Origin of the sequence: Leclercia sp. LSNIH8, assembly GCF_002920195.1 — a bacterium.
GTDB lineage: Bacteria > Pseudomonadota > Gammaproteobacteria > Enterobacterales > Enterobacteriaceae > Enterobacter.
Window position 1 is genome coordinate 324,699 of sequence record NZ_PQJY01000001.1, and the last position, 18,831, is coordinate 343,529.

The 18,831-nt window shown below is 59.8% G+C and carries 19 protein-coding genes; 13 read left to right on the top strand and 6 right to left on the bottom strand.

Annotated elements, in window-relative coordinates:
* Positions 1 to 72 precede the first annotated feature (72 nt).
* On the bottom strand, positions 73 to 1,032 hold the full coding sequence (gene fepB, locus C3406_RS01555) for a Fe2+-enterobactin ABC transporter substrate-binding protein (RefSeq protein ID WP_103824169.1): 960 nt from the start codon (positions 1,030 to 1,032) through the stop codon (positions 73 to 75).
* A gap of 187 nt (positions 1,033 to 1,219) precedes the next feature.
* Here fepB and entC point away from each other — a divergent pair, with 187 nt between their 5' ends.
* The 9 genes from entC to C3406_RS01600 all read left to right on the top strand — a co-directional run bounded on the left by entC (position 1,220) and on the right by C3406_RS01600 (position 9,639).
* Positions 1,220 to 2,395 (top strand): isochorismate synthase EntC, encoded by a 1,176-nt coding sequence (gene entC, locus C3406_RS01560; protein ID WP_103824170.1) that lies wholly within the window; start codon positions 1,220 to 1,222, stop codon positions 2,393 to 2,395.
* A gap of 9 nt (positions 2,396 to 2,404) precedes the next feature.
* Positions 2,405 to 4,003: a (2,3-dihydroxybenzoyl)adenylate synthase EntE gene (entE, locus tag C3406_RS01565; RefSeq protein ID WP_103824171.1), complete on the top strand. Its 1,599-nt coding sequence runs from the start codon at positions 2,405 to 2,407 to the stop codon at positions 4,001 to 4,003.
* An 11-nt stretch (positions 4,004 to 4,014) separates the two neighbouring features.
* The gene (locus C3406_RS01570) at positions 4,015 to 4,869 is read left to right on the top strand and encodes an isochorismatase (protein WP_103824172.1); all 855 of its coding nucleotides are present in this window, start codon (positions 4,015 to 4,017) and stop codon (positions 4,867 to 4,869) included.
* On the top strand, positions 4,866 to 5,618 hold the full coding sequence (gene entA / locus C3406_RS01575; protein ID WP_199182740.1) for a 2,3-dihydro-2,3-dihydroxybenzoate dehydrogenase EntA: 753 nt from the start codon (positions 4,866 to 4,868) through the stop codon (positions 5,616 to 5,618). Before C3406_RS01570 ends, entA begins: the two co-directional genes overlap by 4 nt.
* Positions 5,619 to 6,032: a proofreading thioesterase EntH gene (gene entH / locus C3406_RS01580; protein ID WP_103824173.1), complete on the top strand. Its 414-nt coding sequence runs from the start codon at positions 5,619 to 5,621 to the stop codon at positions 6,030 to 6,032.
* A 160-nt stretch (positions 6,033 to 6,192) separates the two neighbouring features.
* Positions 6,193 to 6,711, top strand: coding sequence for a hypothetical protein (locus C3406_RS01585; RefSeq protein WP_233210528.1), 519 nt, complete (start codon positions 6,193 to 6,195; stop codon positions 6,709 to 6,711).
* The gene (bamE, locus tag C3406_RS01590) at positions 6,689 to 7,069 is read left to right on the top strand and encodes an outer membrane protein assembly factor BamE domain-containing protein (RefSeq protein WP_231604225.1); all 381 of its coding nucleotides are present in this window, start codon (positions 6,689 to 6,691) and stop codon (positions 7,067 to 7,069) included. Before C3406_RS01585 ends, bamE begins: the two co-directional genes overlap by 23 nt.
* 207 nt (positions 7,070 to 7,276) lie before the next feature.
* On the top strand, positions 7,277 to 9,382 hold the full coding sequence (gene cstA / locus C3406_RS01595) for a pyruvate/proton symporter CstA (protein ID WP_103824175.1): 2,106 nt from the start codon (positions 7,277 to 7,279) through the stop codon (positions 9,380 to 9,382).
* A 59-nt stretch (positions 9,383 to 9,441) separates the two neighbouring features.
* Positions 9,442 to 9,639 carry a YbdD/YjiX family protein gene (locus C3406_RS01600; RefSeq protein ID WP_014169079.1) on the top strand — a complete coding sequence of 66 codons (198 nt, stop codon included), beginning with the start codon at positions 9,442 to 9,444 and terminating at the stop codon, positions 9,637 to 9,639.
* Here the strand turns inward: C3406_RS01600 and C3406_RS01605 are convergent.
* From C3406_RS01605 to C3406_RS01620, 4 genes are all read right to left on the bottom strand, one after another.
* The gene (locus C3406_RS01605; RefSeq protein WP_103824176.1) at positions 9,636 to 10,040 is read right to left on the bottom strand and encodes a helix-turn-helix domain-containing protein; all 405 of its coding nucleotides are present in this window, start codon (positions 10,038 to 10,040) and stop codon (positions 9,636 to 9,638) included. The two genes, C3406_RS01600 and C3406_RS01605, sit on opposite strands and share 4 nt — an antisense overlap.
* Positions 10,021 to 10,317 (bottom strand): type II toxin-antitoxin system RelE family toxin, encoded by a 297-nt coding sequence (locus tag C3406_RS01610; RefSeq protein ID WP_103824177.1) that lies wholly within the window; start codon positions 10,315 to 10,317, stop codon positions 10,021 to 10,023. The genes C3406_RS01605 and C3406_RS01610 overlap by 20 nt, the downstream gene beginning before the upstream one ends.
* Before the next feature lie 190 nt (positions 10,318 to 10,507).
* Complete coding sequence (locus tag C3406_RS01615; protein WP_103824178.1) at positions 10,508 to 11,251, bottom strand: SDR family NAD(P)-dependent oxidoreductase; 744 nt, start codon at positions 11,249 to 11,251, stop codon at positions 10,508 to 10,510.
* Between the two features lie 61 nt (positions 11,252 to 11,312).
* Positions 11,313 to 12,410: an oxidoreductase gene (locus C3406_RS01620; protein WP_103824179.1), complete on the bottom strand. Its 1,098-nt coding sequence runs from the start codon at positions 12,408 to 12,410 to the stop codon at positions 11,313 to 11,315.
* Between the two features lie 158 nt (positions 12,411 to 12,568).
* Here C3406_RS01620 and C3406_RS01625 point away from each other — a divergent pair, with 158 nt between their 5' ends.
* The 4 genes from C3406_RS01625 (at position 12,569) to C3406_RS01640 (ending at position 17,475) form a co-directional block, all read left to right on the top strand.
* Positions 12,569 to 14,071, top strand: coding sequence for a sugar ABC transporter ATP-binding protein (locus C3406_RS01625; RefSeq protein ID WP_103824180.1), 1,503 nt, complete (start codon positions 12,569 to 12,571; stop codon positions 14,069 to 14,071).
* On the top strand, positions 14,068 to 15,063 hold the full coding sequence (locus C3406_RS01630; protein ID WP_103824181.1) for an ABC transporter permease: 996 nt from the start codon (positions 14,068 to 14,070) through the stop codon (positions 15,061 to 15,063). The genes C3406_RS01625 and C3406_RS01630 overlap by 4 nt, the downstream gene beginning before the upstream one ends.
* 20 nt (positions 15,064 to 15,083) lie before the next feature.
* Positions 15,084 to 16,148, top strand: a complete 1,065-nt coding sequence (locus C3406_RS01635) for a sugar ABC transporter substrate-binding protein (RefSeq protein ID WP_103824182.1) — start codon at positions 15,084 to 15,086, stop codon at positions 16,146 to 16,148.
* Positions 16,149 to 16,233: 85 nt separating this feature from the next.
* Complete coding sequence (locus tag C3406_RS01640; protein WP_103824183.1) at positions 16,234 to 17,475, top strand: LVIVD repeat-containing protein; 1,242 nt, start codon at positions 16,234 to 16,236, stop codon at positions 17,473 to 17,475.
* 57 nt (positions 17,476 to 17,532) lie between these two features.
* Here the strand turns inward: C3406_RS01640 and mtnK are convergent, their stop codons facing one another.
* Positions 17,533 to 18,732 (bottom strand): S-methyl-5-thioribose kinase, encoded by a 1,200-nt coding sequence (mtnK, locus tag C3406_RS01645; RefSeq protein WP_103824184.1) that lies wholly within the window; start codon positions 18,730 to 18,732, stop codon positions 17,533 to 17,535.
* Between the last annotated feature and the right edge of the window lie 99 nt (positions 18,733 to 18,831).

Below are 18,831 nucleotides of genomic sequence, written 5' to 3' on the forward strand. Positions count from 1 at the left end.
GCCTACAAAACCTACACCGACACGAACCGTAGGCCCGGTAAGCGCAGCGCCACCGGGCATCAACAGGCACGACTATTTAAACAAGGTCTCTAACCGCTCCAGCACCCGGGTGGCGCTGAAATAATCCAGACGGAAGGTTTCGGTGCCCAGCGCCCAGACGCGTTTGTTCTGCACTGCCGGCAGATGGGACAGCAGCGGGTTGGCGTAGATCGCATCCACATCCTTCTGATCCCCCGCAAACAGGAACAGCCCTTCGCCGTTCAGACCGGCCGCCAGGTTTTCACCCCCTAACTGCACAATGTCGTGGCGCTTGCCCTGGCTCTGGGACGGATTCAGCCCGGCGGGCAGAGTGGCAAGAGAGAAGCCGAGCTGTTGCAGCAGCTTGCCCTGGGCGGATTCGGCAGTCCAGAGGTTGGCGCTGTGGGCAGCAGCGGTGTAGACAATGGCATTCACCGGCTGCGGCGGCAGCGTCATCTGCGCTTTCACCCGGGCGAGCTGCTTATCAAACTCCGCAATCCGCGCCGCGGCCTGCTGCTCCTGGCCGGTAATCGTGCCGAGCTGGGTCAGCAGCGCCTGCCAGCTTTTATCGTCGTAATTGATGATAAGCGTCGGGGCGATGGCGGAGAGCTGATCGTAGAGCGCGACGGCGGAATCGCCCCCGGTGGCGCTGATGAGGATCAGATCCGGCATCTGCGCGGCCACCGCTTCTGCGCTCGGCTCGCCGATGTAAAGCCGGGCCAGCTTACGCTGTTTCGCGATATCACCCCACTGACGCAGGAAACCCTGATCGTCCGCCACCCGGTTGTTTGGGGTGGTGGCGCCGCTGGCGACCACCGGGGCGTCAATGGCCAGCAGGGAGCCGGTGAGGGTCACGCTGGTGGAGACAATCCGCGTCGGTTTGCTCTCAAGGGTGTGCGTTCCGCGGCTGTCCGTCACCTGACGCGGCCAGTCGGCGGCGACGGCTGAGGTTAATCCTGAAAATAAAAGGCTGATAAAAAGCAGGGTGTTACGGCAAAAGGCGGGCAGTTTCACGAAGGGGCATCCTGTTTTTGTTGAAGTTAATGCTTCTCATTTTCATGAATGAGCCGCAGGGATGCAAGCGATAGTCGCACAAGTTACACGCTGGGCTGTTGACACCATTGCGCTCTGGGATTAGGTTAGCCAGCGAAAATATAAATGATAATAATTCTTACTGCTTTTATCATTTCAGGAGGATGATATGGATACGTCACTGGCTGAGGATGTTCAGCACAACGCGACCACGTTGGAAAAAGAGAGCTTCTTTTTTATGTCGCCTTACCGCAGTTTCACCACGTCTGGCTGCTTTGCCCGTTTCACGACCCCTGCCGTCAATGGCGACGATCCGGCCAGCGCGTTTCAGCAAAAGCTGGCCCAGGCCTTTGCCGATGCCAAAGCCGCCGGGATCGCTAACCCGGTGATGGTAGGGGCTATTCCATTCGATACCCGCCAGCCGTCATCGCTGTTTATCCCGGAGCAGTGGCAACCTTTTGCCCGCCCGGCGCGCCAGCAGTCTGCCCGTTATGCCGCCCGGACCTCCCCGCTGACGGTCAAATCCCGCACCGAGATCCCGGCCCAGTTAGCCTTTGAAGAGATGGTGGCCCGCGCCGCCGCTTTGACCGCTACTCCGCGCGTCAACAAGGTGGTGCTGTCGCGCCTGATCGATATCGCAACCGAAGAGAAACTCGACAGCGGCGCGCTGCTGGAAAAACTGATCGCCCAGAACCCGGCCAGCTTTAACTTCCATGTCCCGCTGGAGGATGGCGGGGTGCTGCTCGGCGCCAGCCCGGAGCTGCTGCTGCGTAAAGAGGGGGCCCACTTCAGCTCCCTGCCGCTGGCAGGCTCGGCCCGTCGTCAGCCGGACGATATGCTCGATCGCGAGGCGGGCAACAAGCTGCTGGCCTCGGCAAAAGATCGCCACGAACATGAGCTGGTCACCCAGGCGATGAAGGCGGTTCTGGCCCCGCGCAGCCATCAGCTTACCATGCCCGCCTCGCCGCAGCTGGTCACCACCCCGACCCTGTGGCACCTCGCCACCCCGGTAGAAGGCGAAGCGCGTGAAGATGAGAATGCCCTGACCCTGGCCTGCCTGCTGCACCCGACCCCGGCATTGAGCGGCTTCCCGCACCAGGCGGCGAAGGAGCTGATTGCCGAGCTGGAGCCGTTCGACCGCGAGCTGTTCGGCGGCATCGTCGGCTGGTGCGACAGCGAAGGCAACGGCGAGTGGGTGGTGACCATCCGCTGTGCACGTATTCAGGCCAACAGCGTACGTCTGTTTGCCGGCGCTGGAATTGTTCCGGCCTCTTCCCCGGTGGCCGAATGGCGTGAAACCGGCGTGAAGCTGACCACCATGCTCAACGTTTTTGGTATGCATTAAGGATTAATCATGACCCTTCCCTTTACCCGCTGGCCCGACGAATTTGCCCGCCGCTATCGTGAAAAAGGTTACTGGCAGGATCTGCCCCTGACGGACATTCTCACCCGCCACGGCGACAGCGACGCGCTGGCGATTATCGATGGCGAACGCCGCTTTACCTACGGCCAGTTCCAGCAGTCCGTCAATAACCTGGCAGCTGCATTGCAGGCGCAGGGCGTTCAGCGGGGTGAAACCGCTCTGGTACAGCTGGGCAACGTCGCCGAGTTCTACATCACCTTTTTCGCCCTGTTACAGGTGGGCGTGGCCCCGGTTAATGCGCTCTTCAGCCATCAGCGCAGCGAGCTGAACGCCTACGCCAGCCAGATTGAACCCGCGCTGCTGATTGCCGATCGCGCTCACGGTCTCTTTGCTGGCGACGACTTCCTCAACACCTTTGTTGACCAGCACCGTTCCTTGCGCGTGGTGCTGCTGCGCGGCGACGGGCTGGAGGCAACGATGGCCCGCCCGGCAGAAAATTTTATCGCCAGCCCAACCCCGGCGGACGAAGTGGCGTTTTTCCAGCTCTCCGGCGGCAGCACCGGCACGCCGAAGCTGATCCCGCGTACCCATAACGACTACTACTACAGCATTCGTCGCAGCAACGAGATCTGCGGCATTACCGCTGATACCCGTTACCTGAACGCGCTCCCGGCGGCGCATAACTTCGCGATGAGTTCCCCCGGCTCGCTGGGGGTCTTTATGGCCGGGGGCTGCGTGGTGCTGGCGAACGATCCAAGCGCCACGCTCTGCTTCCCGCTAATCGAACAGCATCAGATCACCGTCACCTCGCTGGTGCCGCCTGCGGTCAGCCTGTGGTTACAGGCCATTGCGGAAGGGGCGGGTAATACTCAACTGGCTTCCCTGCAACTGTTGCAGGTAGGCGGGGCGCGACTCTCCGCCACCCTGGCGGCCCGTATTCCGGCAGAGATCGGCTGTCAGCTCCAGCAGGTGTTTGGCATGGCCGAAGGGCTGGTGAACTACACCGCGCTCGACGATACGCCGGATCGCATCATCAATACCCAGGGTCGCCCGATGTGCCCGGATGACGAAGTGTGGGTGGCCGATGAGCACGGTAATCCGCTGCCGCGCGGCGAGGTGGGGCGCCTGATGACCCGCGGGCCCTACACCTTCCGCGGCTACTACAAGAGCCCGGAGCACAACGCCAGCGCCTTCGATGCGAACGGCTTTTATTGCTCCGGGGATCTGATCGCCATTGATGAGCAGGGCTACATTACCGTGCAGGGGCGAGAGAAAGATCAGATTAACCGCGGCGGTGAAAAAATTGCCGCTGAAGAGGTGGAAAACCTGCTCCTGCGCCACGAGGCGGTGATCCACGCCGCGCTGGTCAGCATGGAGGATAGCTTGCTGGGCGAAAAGAGCTGCGCGTATCTGGTGGTGAAACAGCCCCTGCGCGCGGTGGAGGTGCGCCGCTTCCTGCGCGAGCAGGGCGTGGCTGAATTCAAACTGCCGGATCGCGTCGAGTGCCTGGAGGCACTGCCGCTGACGCCGGTAGGGAAAGTCGATAAAAAACAATTACGCCTGTGGCTGGCCGAACGGGCCCGGGGCTGAGGAGCAAGACGATGGCAATTCCAAAATTAACCGGTTACGCGCTGCCGGGCGCGGCAGATCTGCCGACTAATAAAGTGAGCTGGACGATGGAGCCCGCGCGCGCCGCGCTGCTGATCCACGATATGCAGGAGTATTTCCTCAACTTCTGGGGCGGTAACTGCCCGATGATGGCGCAGGTGGTGGCGAACATCGCCCGTCTGCGCGACTACTGCAAACAGCAGGGGATCCCGGTTTACTACACCGCCCAGCCGAAAGAGCAGAGCGATGAGGACCGCGCCCTGCTGAATGATATGTGGGGGCCGGGCCTGACCCGCTCGCCGGAGCAGCAGCGCATCGTGGCTGAACTGACGCCGGACGAAGCGGACACCGTGCTGGTGAAGTGGCGCTACAGCGCGTTTCACCGCTCGCCGCTGGAGCAGATGCTCAAAGAGAGCGGCCGCGACCAGCTGATCATCACCGGCGTGTACGCCCATATCGGCTGTATGACCACCGCCACCGACGCCTTTATGCGCGACATTCAGCCGTTCTTTGTCGCCGATGCGCTGGCAGACTTCACCCGGGACGAGCACCTGATGTCGCTCAAATATGTGGCCGGTCGTTCCGGGCGCGTGGTGACCACCGACGAGCTGCTGCCGTCGCTGCCGGCCAGCAAAGCGGCGCTGCGCGAGCTCATCCTGCCTCTGCTGGATGAGTCCGATGAGCCGATGGATGATGAAAACCTGATCGACTACGGTCTGGATTCGGTGCGGATGATGGCCCTGGCGGCACGCTGGCGCAAAGTGCATGGCGATATCGACTTCGTGATGCTGGCGAAAAACCCGACCCTTGATGCCTGGTGGGCACTGCTCTCCCGTGAGGTGAAATGATGCTGGATTTCACGGGTAAAACCGTCTGGGTGACCGGGGCCGGAAAGGGCATCGGTTACGCCACGGCCCGGGCGTTTGCGGCAGCGGGCGCGGAGGTGACGGGCTTTGATGTCGCATTCCCACAGGCGGAATATCCCTTTACCACCGAAGTGCTGGATGTGGCGGATGCGCAGCAGGTCAACGCGGTTTGCGGGCGTCTGCTGGCGAGCCTCGAGCGGCTTGATGTGCTGGTGAATGCCGCCGGTATTTTACGCATGGGCGCCACCGACCAGCTCTCACAGGCGGACTGGCAGCAGACCTTTGCGGTCAACGTCGGTGGGGCGTTCAACCTGTTCCAGCAGGCGATGGGCCAGTTCCGTCGTCAGCAGGGCGGGGCGATTGTCACCGTGGCCTCCGACGCGGCCCATACGCCGCGCATCGGCATGAGCGCTTACGGCGCCTCGAAAGCGGCGCTGAAAAGCCTGGCGCTCACCGTCGGCCTGGAGCTGGCGGGGAGCGGCGTGCGCTCTAACCTGGTGTCGCCGGGCTCCACCGATACCGACATGCAGCGCACCCTGTGGAAAAGCGACGATGCCGAGCAGCAGCGCATTCGCGGGTTTGGCGAGCAGTTTAAGCTCGGCATTCCGCTGGGGAAAATTGCCCGTCCAGAGGAGATCGCCAGCACCGTGCTGTTCCTCGCCTCCGACCACGCCAGCCACATCACGTTGCAGGATATCGTGGTGGACGGCGGCTCCACGCTGGGGGCCTAGATGATCTGGAAACGTCATTTATCGCTGGAGGCGCTGAACGCCACCAGCCTGAACACGATGGTGGCGCATCTGGGGATCGTCTACACCCGGCTGGGAGACGACACCCTGGAGGCCGAAATGCCGGTAGATACGCGGACTCATCAGCCGTTTGGTTTACTGCACGGCGGCGCCTCGGCGGCGCTGGCGGAGACCCTGGGTTCGATGGCTGGTTTTCTGATGACCCGCGACGGGCAGAGCGTGGTGGGCACGGAGCTGAACGCCACCCATCACCGGGCGGTGGCGCAGGGCAAGGTGCGCGGGGTGTGTCAGCCGCTACACCTCGGGCGCACCAGCCAGAGCTGGGAGATTGTGGTCTATGACGAGCAGGGACGGCGCTGCTGTACCTGCCGGTTAAGTACGATGGTGCTAGGTTAATATCGGGGCGAGATTATTCTTGCCCTGAATCATTTGTATTTACCTTAACGACATTAATAGGACCTTTATCCTAAAAAACCTTTTTTTAATTGCGCCAGGATGGTCGCCGTTACGAATTTTCGCTATGCTGCGCGGCGGCATGAATATACAGGAAATGACAATGAAAAAAATGGGATATATTCCAGGGGCGCTCGCTGCATCATTATTATTATCAGGATGCGCTACCTACTGGGGAAAAGTACCTTATACGCCGCCGCCGGATTCCGAGCAAAATACGGCAAATGTCCGCATGATTGGTAATCCGCCAGGGTTTACCATCAGTCAGCACGGTAATAAAGATGGTGCGGTTGATTTTACCAGCCTTGTCGTATTACGACCCACCCACGATCTGGGCTTCCCGAAAGCCAGCAACGATCCGGATCGCTATAAAGACACCTATTACGACACAAAGGTGTATGCCGGAACGCCGACCCGGGTTGGGTTCAGGTTTCTCTATGGCTGCAGCTTTGTAAGCTATACCTTTGTGCCGCAAAAAGGGGAAACCTATGAGTTCCGCCTTTCCGTTTCGGATAAGAGTGGCTACTGCGTCCTGTACGCGACCCATCTGAAGTATGACAGTGAAAATCAGATCTACCTGGACGAAAAGGTCGAACAATATGAAGGTTACACCAGTAAATAGGATCACCATAAAAACATCAGCCTTTATTCTGGCGGGGGTATTTTTTATGGGGATGCTCAGCGGTTGTATTGGCAATATCGATCGGACGCAACAGGGAAGCGTCAGTAAACTCCAGGAAAGCGAACTGGATAAAAAACTGGTGCCGGGTAAGACGACCAAAAAGGATGTATTACTTCTGCTGGGGCGACCAGATATTCCGCAGGATTACAACCACCAGAATACGTGGTTATATCACTCGAAAGTCAAAGGACGTGCGCTCTATGTTATCGTTCCGGTAAATTATGATGAATCCGTGACGCTGGTGCTGACCTTTAATGAAAATAAAGTACTTACCCACCGTGAATATAAAAAGGTGTAATTAAGCGCCTTTGCTTTCTCTCGCTCCCCGCCTCTGTGCGGGGATTTTTCGTTAGCCCCCAGGGGGCCTGGTCGTGATCGGCTTAACACTGTGGTGTAAATCTCTGGTTTGACCACACATTATTGCGTTTTAAAGTTGTTAAATTTTAAGGGTTGTTCTAGAAACAAAATGTAACATCTCACTGTTTCACGACAACGGACAACGACTATGAACAACTCAGGGAAATACCTTTTATGGGCAGGGCTCTCCGTTGTGGGTGCCTTTGCCCTAGGCTATATCGCCCTTAACCGGGGGGAGCAGATCAATGCGCTGTGGATAGTCGTCGCGGCGGCCTGTATCTATCTGATTGCTTATCGCTTCTACGGCAAGTTTATTGCCCATAACGTCCTCTCGGTTGACCCGACGCGCATGACGCCTGCGGTGCGCCATAACGACGGGCTGGACTATGTGCCAACCGATAAAAAAGTGCTGTTCGGTCACCATTTTGCCGCTATTGCCGGGGCCGGGCCGCTGGTGGGGCCGGTGCTGGCCGCGCAGATGGGCTACCTGCCGGGGATGATCTGGATCCTCGCCGGGGTGGTGCTGGCAGGCGCAGTCCAGGACTTTATGGTCCTGTTTGTCTCTACCCGCCGCGACGGGCGTTCCCTCGGCGAGCTGGTGAAAGAGGAGATGGGGCCGACCGCCGGGGTGATTGCGCTGGTGGCCTGCTTTATGATCATGGTGATCATCCTCGCGGTGCTGGCGATGATCGTGGTGAAAGCTCTGACCCACAGCCCGTGGGGGACATATACCGTCGCCTTTACCATTCCGCTGGCAATCTTTATGGGGATCTACATTCGCTATCTGCGCCCGGGGCGCATCGGCGAAGTGTCGGTGATTGGCCTGGTCTTCCTGGTCTTCGCCATTATCTCCGGCGGCTGGGTGGCAGAGAGCCCAACCTGGGCACCGTACTTTGACTATACCGGCGTGCAGCTGACCTGGATGCTGGTGGGCTATGGCTTTGTGGCGGCGGTACTGCCGGTGTGGCTGCTGCTGGCGCCGCGCGATTACCTCTCCACCTTCCTGAAAATCGGCACCATTGTCGGCCTGGCGATTGGCATTCTGATCATGCGCCCGACCCTGACCATGCCTGCGGTAACGAAGTTTATTGATGGCACCGGTCCGGTCTGGTCCGGCAATATGTTCCCGTTCCTGTTTATCACCATCGCCTGTGGCGCGGTCTCTGGCTTCCATGCCCTGATCGCCTCCGGCACCACGCCGAAGATGCTGGCCAATGAAAACCAGGCCTGCTTTATCGGCTACGGCGGCATGCTGATGGAGTCCTTCGTTGCCATTATGGCGCTGGTCTCCGCCTGCATTATCGATCCGGGCGTCTACTTTGCGATGAACAGTCCGATTGCGGTGCTGGCGCCTGCCGGTACGGCCGACGTGGTGGCCTCCGCGGCCCAGGTGGTCAGCGGCTGGGGCTTTAGCATTACCCCGGATACCCTCTCCCAGATCGCCAACGAGGTGGGCGAGCAGTCGATTATCTCCCGCGCGGGCGGTGCACCGACCCTGGCGGTGGGCATGGCCTACATTCTGCACGGCGCGCTGGGCGGTCTGATGGATGTGTCGTTCTGGTATCACTTCGCCATCCTCTTCGAAGCGCTCTTTATCCTGACGGCGGTGGATGCCGGGACACGTGCGGCGCGCTTTATGCTGCAGGATCTGCTGGGAGTCATTTCACCTAACCTGAAACGCACCGAATCGCTGCCTGCCAACCTGCTGGCGACGGCGCTCTGCGTCCTGGCCTGGGGTTACTTCCTGCATCAGGGGGTGGTCGATCCGCTGGGCGGCATTAACACCCTGTGGCCGCTGTTCGGTATCGCTAACCAGATGCTGGCCGGTATGGCGCTGATGCTCTGTGCGGTGGTGCTGTTCAAGATGAAACGCCAGCGTTACGCCTGGGTCGCGCTGGTGCCAACCGCCTGGCTGCTGATCTGTACCCTGACCGCAGGCTGGCAGAAAGCCTTCAGCAGCGATGCCAAAGTGGGCTTCCTGGCCATCGCCAACAAGTTCCAGGCGATGATCGACAGCGGCAAGATCCCGGCGCAGTACACCGAGTCGCAGCTCTCCCAGCTGGTCTTTAACAACCGTCTGGATGCCGGGTTGACCATCTTCTTTATGGTTGTGGTTGTGGTGCTGGCGCTCTATTCTCTGAAGACCGCGCTGGCTGCCCTGAAACAGGACAAACCTACGGCGAAAGAGACGCCGTATGAGCCGATGCCAGCCAACTATGAAGAAATTGTGACCCAGGCGAAAGGGGCGCATTAACCTGTGTGCCGGGTGGCGCTAGCGCTTACCCGGCCTACCTTTTTTGTGAGAGAAACGTGATGTTCGATACCCTGTCAAAAGCCGGTAAATATTTAGGGCAGGCCGCAAAAATGATGATCGGCGTGCCGGATTACGACAACTACGTCGAGCATATGCGCGTCAACCATCCTGACCAGACGCCGATGACCTATGAAGCGTTTTTCCGCGATCGCCAGGATGCCCGCTACGGCGGTAAAGGCGGTGCGAAGTGCTGTTAACCCTCTTTCGGTAAGTAGAGGCTGATCTGCTCCTGCTTACAGCCATAAATGGCCGCCAGCTTTTCGCGGGTGCGTTTTTGCGGGCGGGAGTCCACGGCCTCAAGCTGTGATACGGCGGACTGGCTGATGCCCAGCTTGTCGGCCACCTCCTGCTGGGACAGACCGCGGTAGATGCGCCAGGCCGCCTGCAGGCTGACATCTTGCCAGGTCATGATGCTGCACACCTCGCCGGGCAACAAGACGTCATCGTATATATTGTGCTCGATCTCAATCTCTTCCAGATCGTCATCCGTTTCATCGTCGATTTCTGCCATCTGCAAGTGCATCCAAAAGTATTCGTCATAAGGGATAACGGCATACTGTGGATTCCCTTTATCGTCCTTAATGATCTGAACAGCCATAGGGCATATCCTCCTCGTGCAGGTAGGTTGTTGTGGTTCTGCGTTTGACGTCTAAAACAATACATTCTTGATGGTGATTATCCTGAAGGATTATGAAGATTCGATAATCACCTACTCGCAGACGGAAACGGTTCTCAGAACCCGATATTTTCTTGATATCGGGTTGCGGAGCCGAGCGGTCGTTAAGTTGCGCAAGCTTTGCTTCTATTCGCTGCCGATACCGGCTGTCGATTTTAGTGAGTGCTTTCTTTGCAGCCTGCGACCAGACAATCTTCATCCGTACCTCCACTGTACGCCCACACAAAATATAAGGAAATAATAAGACTATTAGATAAATTCCGAATTACTTATGGGGTACTGTAGGGCGAGGAGAAGAGCGGAAAAAGCGGCAAAAGTCAGTTTGTCGAGGCGGGTCGAAAACGCCTCTGCCGGACGACAGAGGCATACATCAGTTCTGCGAGCAGGCGTCAGGCGTTCAGCCCGCCGTCCACATCCAGCCCGGTGCCGGAGATCTGCCCGGCGGCCGGGCTGGCAAGAAAGGTCACCGCGGCGGCGACATCCTCCGCCTGCCCGTAGTGCCCGAGGGCAATAAGCTGACGCTGGGCGGGCGCCTGCTCGCCATCTTCCGGGTTCATATCACTGTGTGTAGGGCCGGGGTGGACCAGGTTGACGGTGATCCCGCGTGGTCCTAGGTCGCGCGCCAGTCCGCGGGTCAGGGAGTTAAGTGCCGATTTGGTCATGGAGTAAATGGCGATGCCCGGCTGGGCGACGCGGTTCGCCAGACAGCTGCCGATGTTGATGATGCGCCCGCCGTCGGACATGTGAACCAGCGCCTCCTGAATGGCGATCACCACCCCGCGAATATTGACGTTGATAAGGGCATCAATGTCCGCCAGGGTCATCGTCTCCAGCGGACCACCGCGCGCAATCCCGGCGTTGTTCACCAGGATATCCAGCCCGCCGAGGCTTCGCGCCGCCTGGGTGACGGCATCCTGAATCGCCTGGGCGCTGGCGCTGTCGGCCTGGATCGCCTCGGCGTGCCGTCCTAGCGCGCGGATCTCATCCGCGACGGCCTGGGCTTTATCGGCGGATTTCTCATAAGTGATAACCACATCGGCGCCAGCACGTGCCAGAGACAGCGCGATGGCACGGCCTATCCCACGACTGGCACCGGTAACCAGCGCCTTTTTACCTGTTAAATCGATCTGCATGATGACCTCGTTACGAGAGTGGTGATGATCATCATTAGGTATAGAGGGCCAGTTCCCGGCGTCAATGCGCCGGGCGGCTGAGGTTTTCTACTTTTTCAAACGCGGCGCGCAGAACCTCTGGCGTCAGGGCGATCGGCAGGGCGTGGATCGACTCCACCGGGCGCAGGGTATGGGCGATCACCTGGTCCAGCGCCTCGCGGTTATGGATGTCCACTTCCAGCTCACGCAAGGTGGTGGGCAGGTTAAAGCGCTGGTACGCCGCGACCAGCTCGCGCAGCACATCATCCTGGCCGAGCAGGGCGCTCTGCACCAGGATCCCGTACGCCACTTTGGTGCCGTGGAGGAATGGCGCGGTCTGCGGCAGCACCGTTAAGCCGTTATGCACCGCATGCGCTGCCGCCACGCGGGTGTAGCGCTCCCCGAGCCCGCCGACCATGCCGCCACCGGCGATGATGGCGTCCACCACGTCATGAAACTCACGCGTCACCTCGCGCCGCGTCTGGTCGGCTAACGCCTGCTCGCTGTGCGCCAGCAGCACGTCGCGGATCGCCAGCGCCCCGTTGATGCCGAGCCTCACCGTCAGCGGCAGCTGTTCAGGCTGCGGGGCCAGTACCACCGCTTCATACCACTTCGCCAGGGTATCGCCGATCCCCGCCAGCAGATACTCTGCCGGGGCATTGAGGACGATCTCGGGCTCGACGAGCACCAGATAGTTGGCATCGTCAAAGATCTCAAAATGGAGCGCCTGCCCGGCGTCGTTGTACCACACCGACAGCGGGGTCCAGGCGGCACAGGTGGCCGCGATGGTGGGAATAGCCACCAGCGGCAGACCCAGGCGGCGGGCCACCGCTTTGGCGGTATCCAGCAGAGCGCCGCCGCCGACGCCAATCACCACGCTGCGATCCGCGCCGGAGGCTTTTGCAAGCTGATTCACATCGCGCTCGCTACAGTGGCCTTTAAACAACAGCCGTTTTGCCCCCGCCGCGTCAAAACTTTCCGGCAGGAACGGTCGGGCCCCGGCCAGGGCGCGTTCACCGTAGATCCATACCGCCCGGGAGAGTTGCTCCGGGGTAAAAAAATCGTCCAGGCGAGCCAGAGCACCGCGGTGGGAGTAGTAGTTTGCCGGGCCGGGAACGACGCGGATGTCAGTGTTGCTCATGAGGGTTTCCTTTTTGCGAAGCGCTAACCTGATGTTATGTCTGGACATCCGGATGGCTAATACTATTTTGCTTTATCTTATGCTTTTTCCGTCGTTGCCAGCCAGCCAGTGCTGTGAAAAATTCTATAAATCAAAAGATTAATACAGGATTGCAGCGGATGATAACCAGTCGCCTCGAGATGCGCGGCATCAGCCTGGCTTTTTCTGGCTTTCAGGCGTTGTCGCAGGTGGATTTCACCCTGACGGGCGGATCGGTGCACGCGCTCACGGGCGCGAACGGTGCCGGGAAGTCCACGCTGATGGCGGTGCTGTGCGGGACGCACGCCCACTATGCGGGCGAAATCAGCATTAACAATCAGCCCGTCGTCATTCGTGAGCCGGTGGATGCCAAACAGTTGGGTATCCACCTGGTGCAGCAGGAGGTGGACGTGGCGCTGATCCCCGGCCTCAGCATCGCAGAAAATATCATGCTTGACCATCTGGCGCAGCCGGGACACCGCTTCCGCTGGAGCGCGATGCGCGAGCAGGCCCGGCAGGCGCTGGCGCAGCTCGACGTCTCCCTCGACGTGCGACGTTCCATCGACAGTTGCACCCTGGCGGAGAAGCAGCAAATTTTGCTGGCGCGTGCGCTCTCCCATCACTGCCGCTTTCTTATTCTCGACGAACCTACCGCGCCGCTGGACGCCCACGAGAGCGAGCGGCTGTTCGCCGTGGTGCGTCGCCTGCAACAGCAGGGGATCGGGGTGGTGTTTATCTCTCACCGCATCCATGAGCTGAAGGCGATCTGCGACACCTTAACGGTGCTGCGCGATGGCAAGCTGATTGAGTCCGGCCCGATGGCGGATCTCAGCGGAGAGGCGATTGTCGAGAAGATGCTCGGCCATGTACTGAGCGATCTCTACCCGCCTGCGCGACCAAAGCACAGCGCCGAAACGCTGCTGCGGGTGGAAGGGCTGCATGACGAAGCATTGCTGAAAGATATCTCCCTGCATCTGCGTAAGGGCGAGATCCTGGGCATCGCCGGGCTGGCGGGGGCCGGGAAAACCGAACTCTGCAAGGCGCTCTTTGGAGCGACCAAAAGCCAGGTGGCGAAGGGCGAGCTAAACCATCAGCCCTGGACGCCGTGCGACCCGGCAGACTCGGTGCTGCGTGGGCTGGCGCTGGTGCCGGAGGAGCGGCGTAAAGAGGGCATTTTTATTGATGAGCCGGTGAGCATGAACCTGGCTGTGTCAGCGGATAAGACCTTTTCGCGCTGGAGCCTGTTTGGTCATCGCCAGGCGTGGCGCTGGGCGGAAGAGGTGATCGCCCGGGTGGGTGTGCGCACCCGCGGGCCAGGGCAGGTCCTGCGCCGCCTTTCCGGCGGCAATCAGCAAAAAGTGGCGATTGGCAAGTGGCTGCGCGGCAACGCCCAGGTGCTGATCTTCGACGAGCCCACTAAAGGGGTGGACGTGAAGGCCAAAACCGATCTGTTCCAGCTTATTGACGGCCTGGCGCGGGAAGGCAAAGGAGTGATTTACGCCTCGGGCGAGTTCGCTGAGCTGGTGGGGCTGTGCGACCGCATCTGCGTGCTGTGGGACGGGCGCATCGTGGCGGAAGTGGACGGGGCAAGCGCCCGCGAAGAGACATTACTTTATTATTCAACCGGAGGAACGGCGTCGTGAGCAAGGCCCTTTCAGTCAATGCGGCAGCGTCTGGCCGTCAGCACATTTTCGATTTTCTCTATAAATGGGGCATGTTGCTGACGGTGGTCGCGCTGGTGGCCATTTTCGGCCTGGCGTCGGAGAACTTCCTCGACCCCAATAACATCATCAACATTCTGCGCTCCATCGCCATTGTGACGGTGATTGCCGTCGGGGTCTCCATCTCGCTGACCATCGGCGGGTTTGATCTCTCGGTGGGGTCGACGGCGTCGCTGGCGAATGCGCTGGTGATCTCGCTCTTCGTCTGGCACGGCTTTGGCACCACCGAATCGATTCTGATCACTCTCGCGCTCTGTACTCTGGTGGGGCTGTTTAACGCCTTTTTGATCGTCATTCTGCGCATTCCCGACATGCTTGCCACTCTTGCCAGCCTGTTTGTGATCCAGGGGGTGGCGATGACCTACAGCTACGGCGGGTCGATTACCGAAAACATGGTCCTGCCGAGCGGCGACATGGCGGAGGGGACCATCCCGGCAGCCTTTGGCGCGCTGGGGCAGGTGCCGACCATCGTCATCATCATGCTGGTGGTGACGCTGCTGGCGCAGCTGGGGCTGTCGCTCACCACCCACGGTCGCCGGATGTACGCCATTGGCGGTAACCCGGAAGCGGCGCGCTTATCCGGGATCCGCACCACACGCTACAAGGTGGCGGCCTATGTGATCGCTTCGCTGCTGGCGGGACTGGGCGGCATTCTGCTCGCCTCGCGCATTGGCTCCTCGCAGGTGAATGCGGGCGGCGGCTATCTGATGGATGCGGTGGCGGCGGCGTGGATCGGTTTTTCGCTGGCGGGCTCCGGTAAACCGAACGCGCTGGGTACCCTGGTAGGGGCGGTGATCCTCGGGGTGCTCTCTAACGGGCTGGTGATGCTCTCGGTACCTTATTACGCCATGGACATTATAAAAGGGCTGGTGCTTGCAGTGGCACTGGCGATGACGTACGTACAAAAACGCTAACAACACAACGGGATAACAGAATGAAAAAAGTTGCACTCTCTTTGCTGACGCTGGGATTACTGAGTTCACTGCCGGGCTATGCGGCGACGCCTGCGCCGGTGCCAGCGGCCATTGCTAACCACGAGGGGCAGATCCGCATCGCGGTGATCCGTAACCTCGGCTCTGACGACAACACCACCCAGTTTGTGGCCGGGGCGATTCAGGAAGGGAAAAAGCTCGGCTTTAAGGTCAGCACCTTTTTAAGCAACGGCGACGATGCCAAATTTCAGGACTTCGTTAACCAGGCGATCACCCAAAAATATGACGGCATTATCCTTTCCCAGGGGCGCGATCCGTACTCTACCGCGCTGGTGAAAAAAGCTGTCGATGCCGGAATCAAGGTAGCGGTGTTCGATACCGCGGTGAACGGGGAGATCCCGGGCGTGACGGTGACCCAGCAGGATGACGCCTCCCTGACCAACCTCTCGTTCGGCCAGCTGGTGAAGGATTTTAACGGCAAGGCTAACATCATCAAGCTGTGGGTCGCGGGCTTCCCACCGATGGAGCGCCGTCAGACCGCTTACCAGGCGCTGCTGAAGGAGAACCCGGGCATTAAAGAGCTGGATTCCATCGGGGCGGTATCGTCCGATGTGCAGGGCGACACCGCCAACAAGGTGGGCGCGGTGCTGGCGAAATACCCGAAAGGCAAGATCGACGCTATCTGGGGCACCTGGGATGCCTTCAGCCAGGGCGCTTATAAAGCGCTGAAAGAGAATGGCCGCACCGAGATCAAACTCTACAGCATCGATATCTCCAACCAGGATCTGCAGCTGATGCGCGAAGCGGGCAGCCCATGGGTGGTGAGCGTGGCGGTCGATCCGAAGCTGATTGGCGCGACGAATGTGCGTCTGATCGCCAACAAAATTGCCGGGGAAGCGACGCCTGCAACCTATGACTTTAAAGCTGCGGCTATTCCGCAGGCGCTGCTGTCGGCGCAGCCGGGTGCGGTGAACGTGGCCTCTTTAGGCAAGATCATTCCAGGCTGGGGCCAGACCGACGACTTTATCGCCCCGTGGTTCGCGACGTTAGAAGCGAAGGCAAAATAAACTTTGCCGGGTGGCGGCTGCGCCTTACCCGGCCTACGGACTGTAGGCCCGGTAAGCGCAGCGCCACCGGGCAACAGGAGGTTGCGTGACCGCATTACCCACTCCCGAATACAGCCGCAATATGCGCTTAATCGGCCACAGCGACCAGGGCGGACGCCCGGACGGCGTACAGCTGATGGTGAATCGCGGCTTCGCCTATATTGGGCATATGGTGTCCCAGGGCTTTTCCATCGTCGACGTGCGCGATCCGAAGAACCCGAAGGCGGCGGGCTATGTGCCTGCGCCGCCGGGCACCTGGAACGTGCATCTGCAGGCCCATGACGACCTGCTGCTGGTGATCAACGCCCGGGATCTGTTTGCCGATGCCCGCTTTGCTGACGAAAAGGTCTACTACACCCGCCAGGTGGGGGAGACGGTCAGCGACGTGCAGGACAAAGGCTGGAGCGCCGGGCTGCGCATCTTTGATATTTCGACCCCGGATAAGCCACGGGAAATCAGTTTCCTGTCGCTGAACGGGATTGGCATTCACCGCATCTGGTACGTGGGTGGACGCTGGGCCTACGTCTCGGCGCTGATCGACGGCTTTACCGATTACATTTTCCTGACCATCGATCTGGCAGATCCCCGTAAACCCGAAGTGGCGGGACGCTGGTGGCTACCGGGGATGAACCAGGCGGCAGGGGAGACCCCAAACTGGCCGGAAGGCAAACGCTACGCCCTGCATCATGCAATTATTGCCGGGGATACTGCCTACGGCAGCTGGCGCGACGGCGGCCTGACCTTGCTGGATGTAAAGGATCGCAGCCAGCCGAAATTGATCAGCCATCGCAACTGGAGCCCACCGTTTGGCGGCGGCACCCACACCGCGCTGCCGCTGCCGGACCGGGATCTGCTGGTGGTGCTGGATGAAGCGGTGCTCGACAATCAGGAGGATGGAGAGAAGCTGATCTGGCTGTTTGATATTCGCGAGCCGTCGAATCCAGTCAGCATAGCAACCTTCCCGCAGCCGAACGAGCGGGATTATGTGGCGAAAGGGGCGCACTTCGGACCGCATAACCTGCATGAGAACCGCCCCGGGAGCTTTGTCAGCTCGACGCTGATTTTTGCCACCTACCAGAACGCCGGGGTGCGCGCCTATGATATCTCCGATCCCTATCGTCCGGTGGAAACCGGAGCGCTGGTGCCTGCCGCACCGGAGAAGATGATGGATACGCGACCCAACCGTCCGCAGGTGATCCAGTCCTGCGATCTGTTTGTCGATGCCCAGGGAATTATCTACAGCACCGATTACAACGGCGGGTTGTCGGTGATTGAGTATTTGGGATAGCGCACAGGTTTTGTAGGCCCGGTAAGGCGAAGCCGCCACCGGGCAAACAGACCGCACCTAACTGTACTGACGCACCCGCGCCACCAGCTCATCCACGCTGTCGATACGGTCGGCAATGACGATTAACGCTTTACCAAGGGTGATGGCGTGGCGCAGGCATTCGTGGCGCATCTCTTCATCACGGATGGTGTCGATATCCGCCACGTGTGACAGGCCCACGCTGCGGCGGATCAGCTCGGTGCCGCAGAAGCCAATGGCGTCGTGCCAGACCTTTTTCAGAAACGCGCTGGCATAACCCGGCACGCTGAGCGCCGCATCGCGGGACTTCTCCGTTGCCAGCGCCTGGAAACGTTCCGCGAAGGTATTCCAGAGTTCCTGGATATCGATCAGGCGCTGTTCACGCCCGGCCGCTGCATCCCGGATGCCGAGGTGGCCCGGCAGGCCGCAGAAGTTCAGCAGCAGGTTGCCGATGGCGGTACCGATATCAAATCCAATCGGGCCGAAATAACCGAACTCGGCGTCAATGGCCTTCAGGCTGCCCTCGGCGACAAAAATTGAGCCGCTGTGAATGTCGCCATGCAGCAGCGCTTCGGCCTGGGAGAAGAAGCGGTGTTTCAGGGCGGCGACGGCAATTTTCAGCTGGGCGTCTTCGCGCAGGGCGGCGACATCACTTTCCAGCGCCGCCGGGTAGTTATTACGCTCGTGGATCTGATACGGATCGTTGAAGAAGAGATCTTCGGTGATCTCGCACATTTCCGGGTTGAGGAACTTTGCCACCTGCGCTTTTTTGGTATGCGGATGCAGGTAAAAATCGCTGGTGTGGAACAGGGCATGAGCCAGGTATTCCCCCAGCTGACGTGCCGCCTGGGGGTAAAACACATTGTTAATCAGCTCCCCGCGCCAGATCTTATGGCTGGAGAGGTCTTCCATCACCATCACCGCCAGATCCGGGTCGAAGTGGTGGATTTTGACCGTGTGCTGCGGGCTGTGCTGATAGTGCTCCACCAGGGTTTGTGCTTCGAGACGGGCGCGATCCAGTGTCAGCGGCCAGGATTCCCCCACGCAGCGCACGTAGGGCAGGGCCTGCTTAACGATGATGCGGCTGACGCCCTGGTTATCGAAAATTTTAAACACCAGATTGAGGTTACCGTCGCCTACCTCCTGCGCCTCCACCAGCGAGGCGGGATCGTCGAGGCCGCCAAACTGTTGGGCATACGCTACGGCGTCCTGAGCGGTAAAGGTATGGTATTGCGACATTGCCTGTTCCTCATCTGTTCCGGTAATAAAGACATTTAGACGTCTATACATCTGAATTTTATCCTGACACAATGTGCTACAACAACGCAACAGAGAATT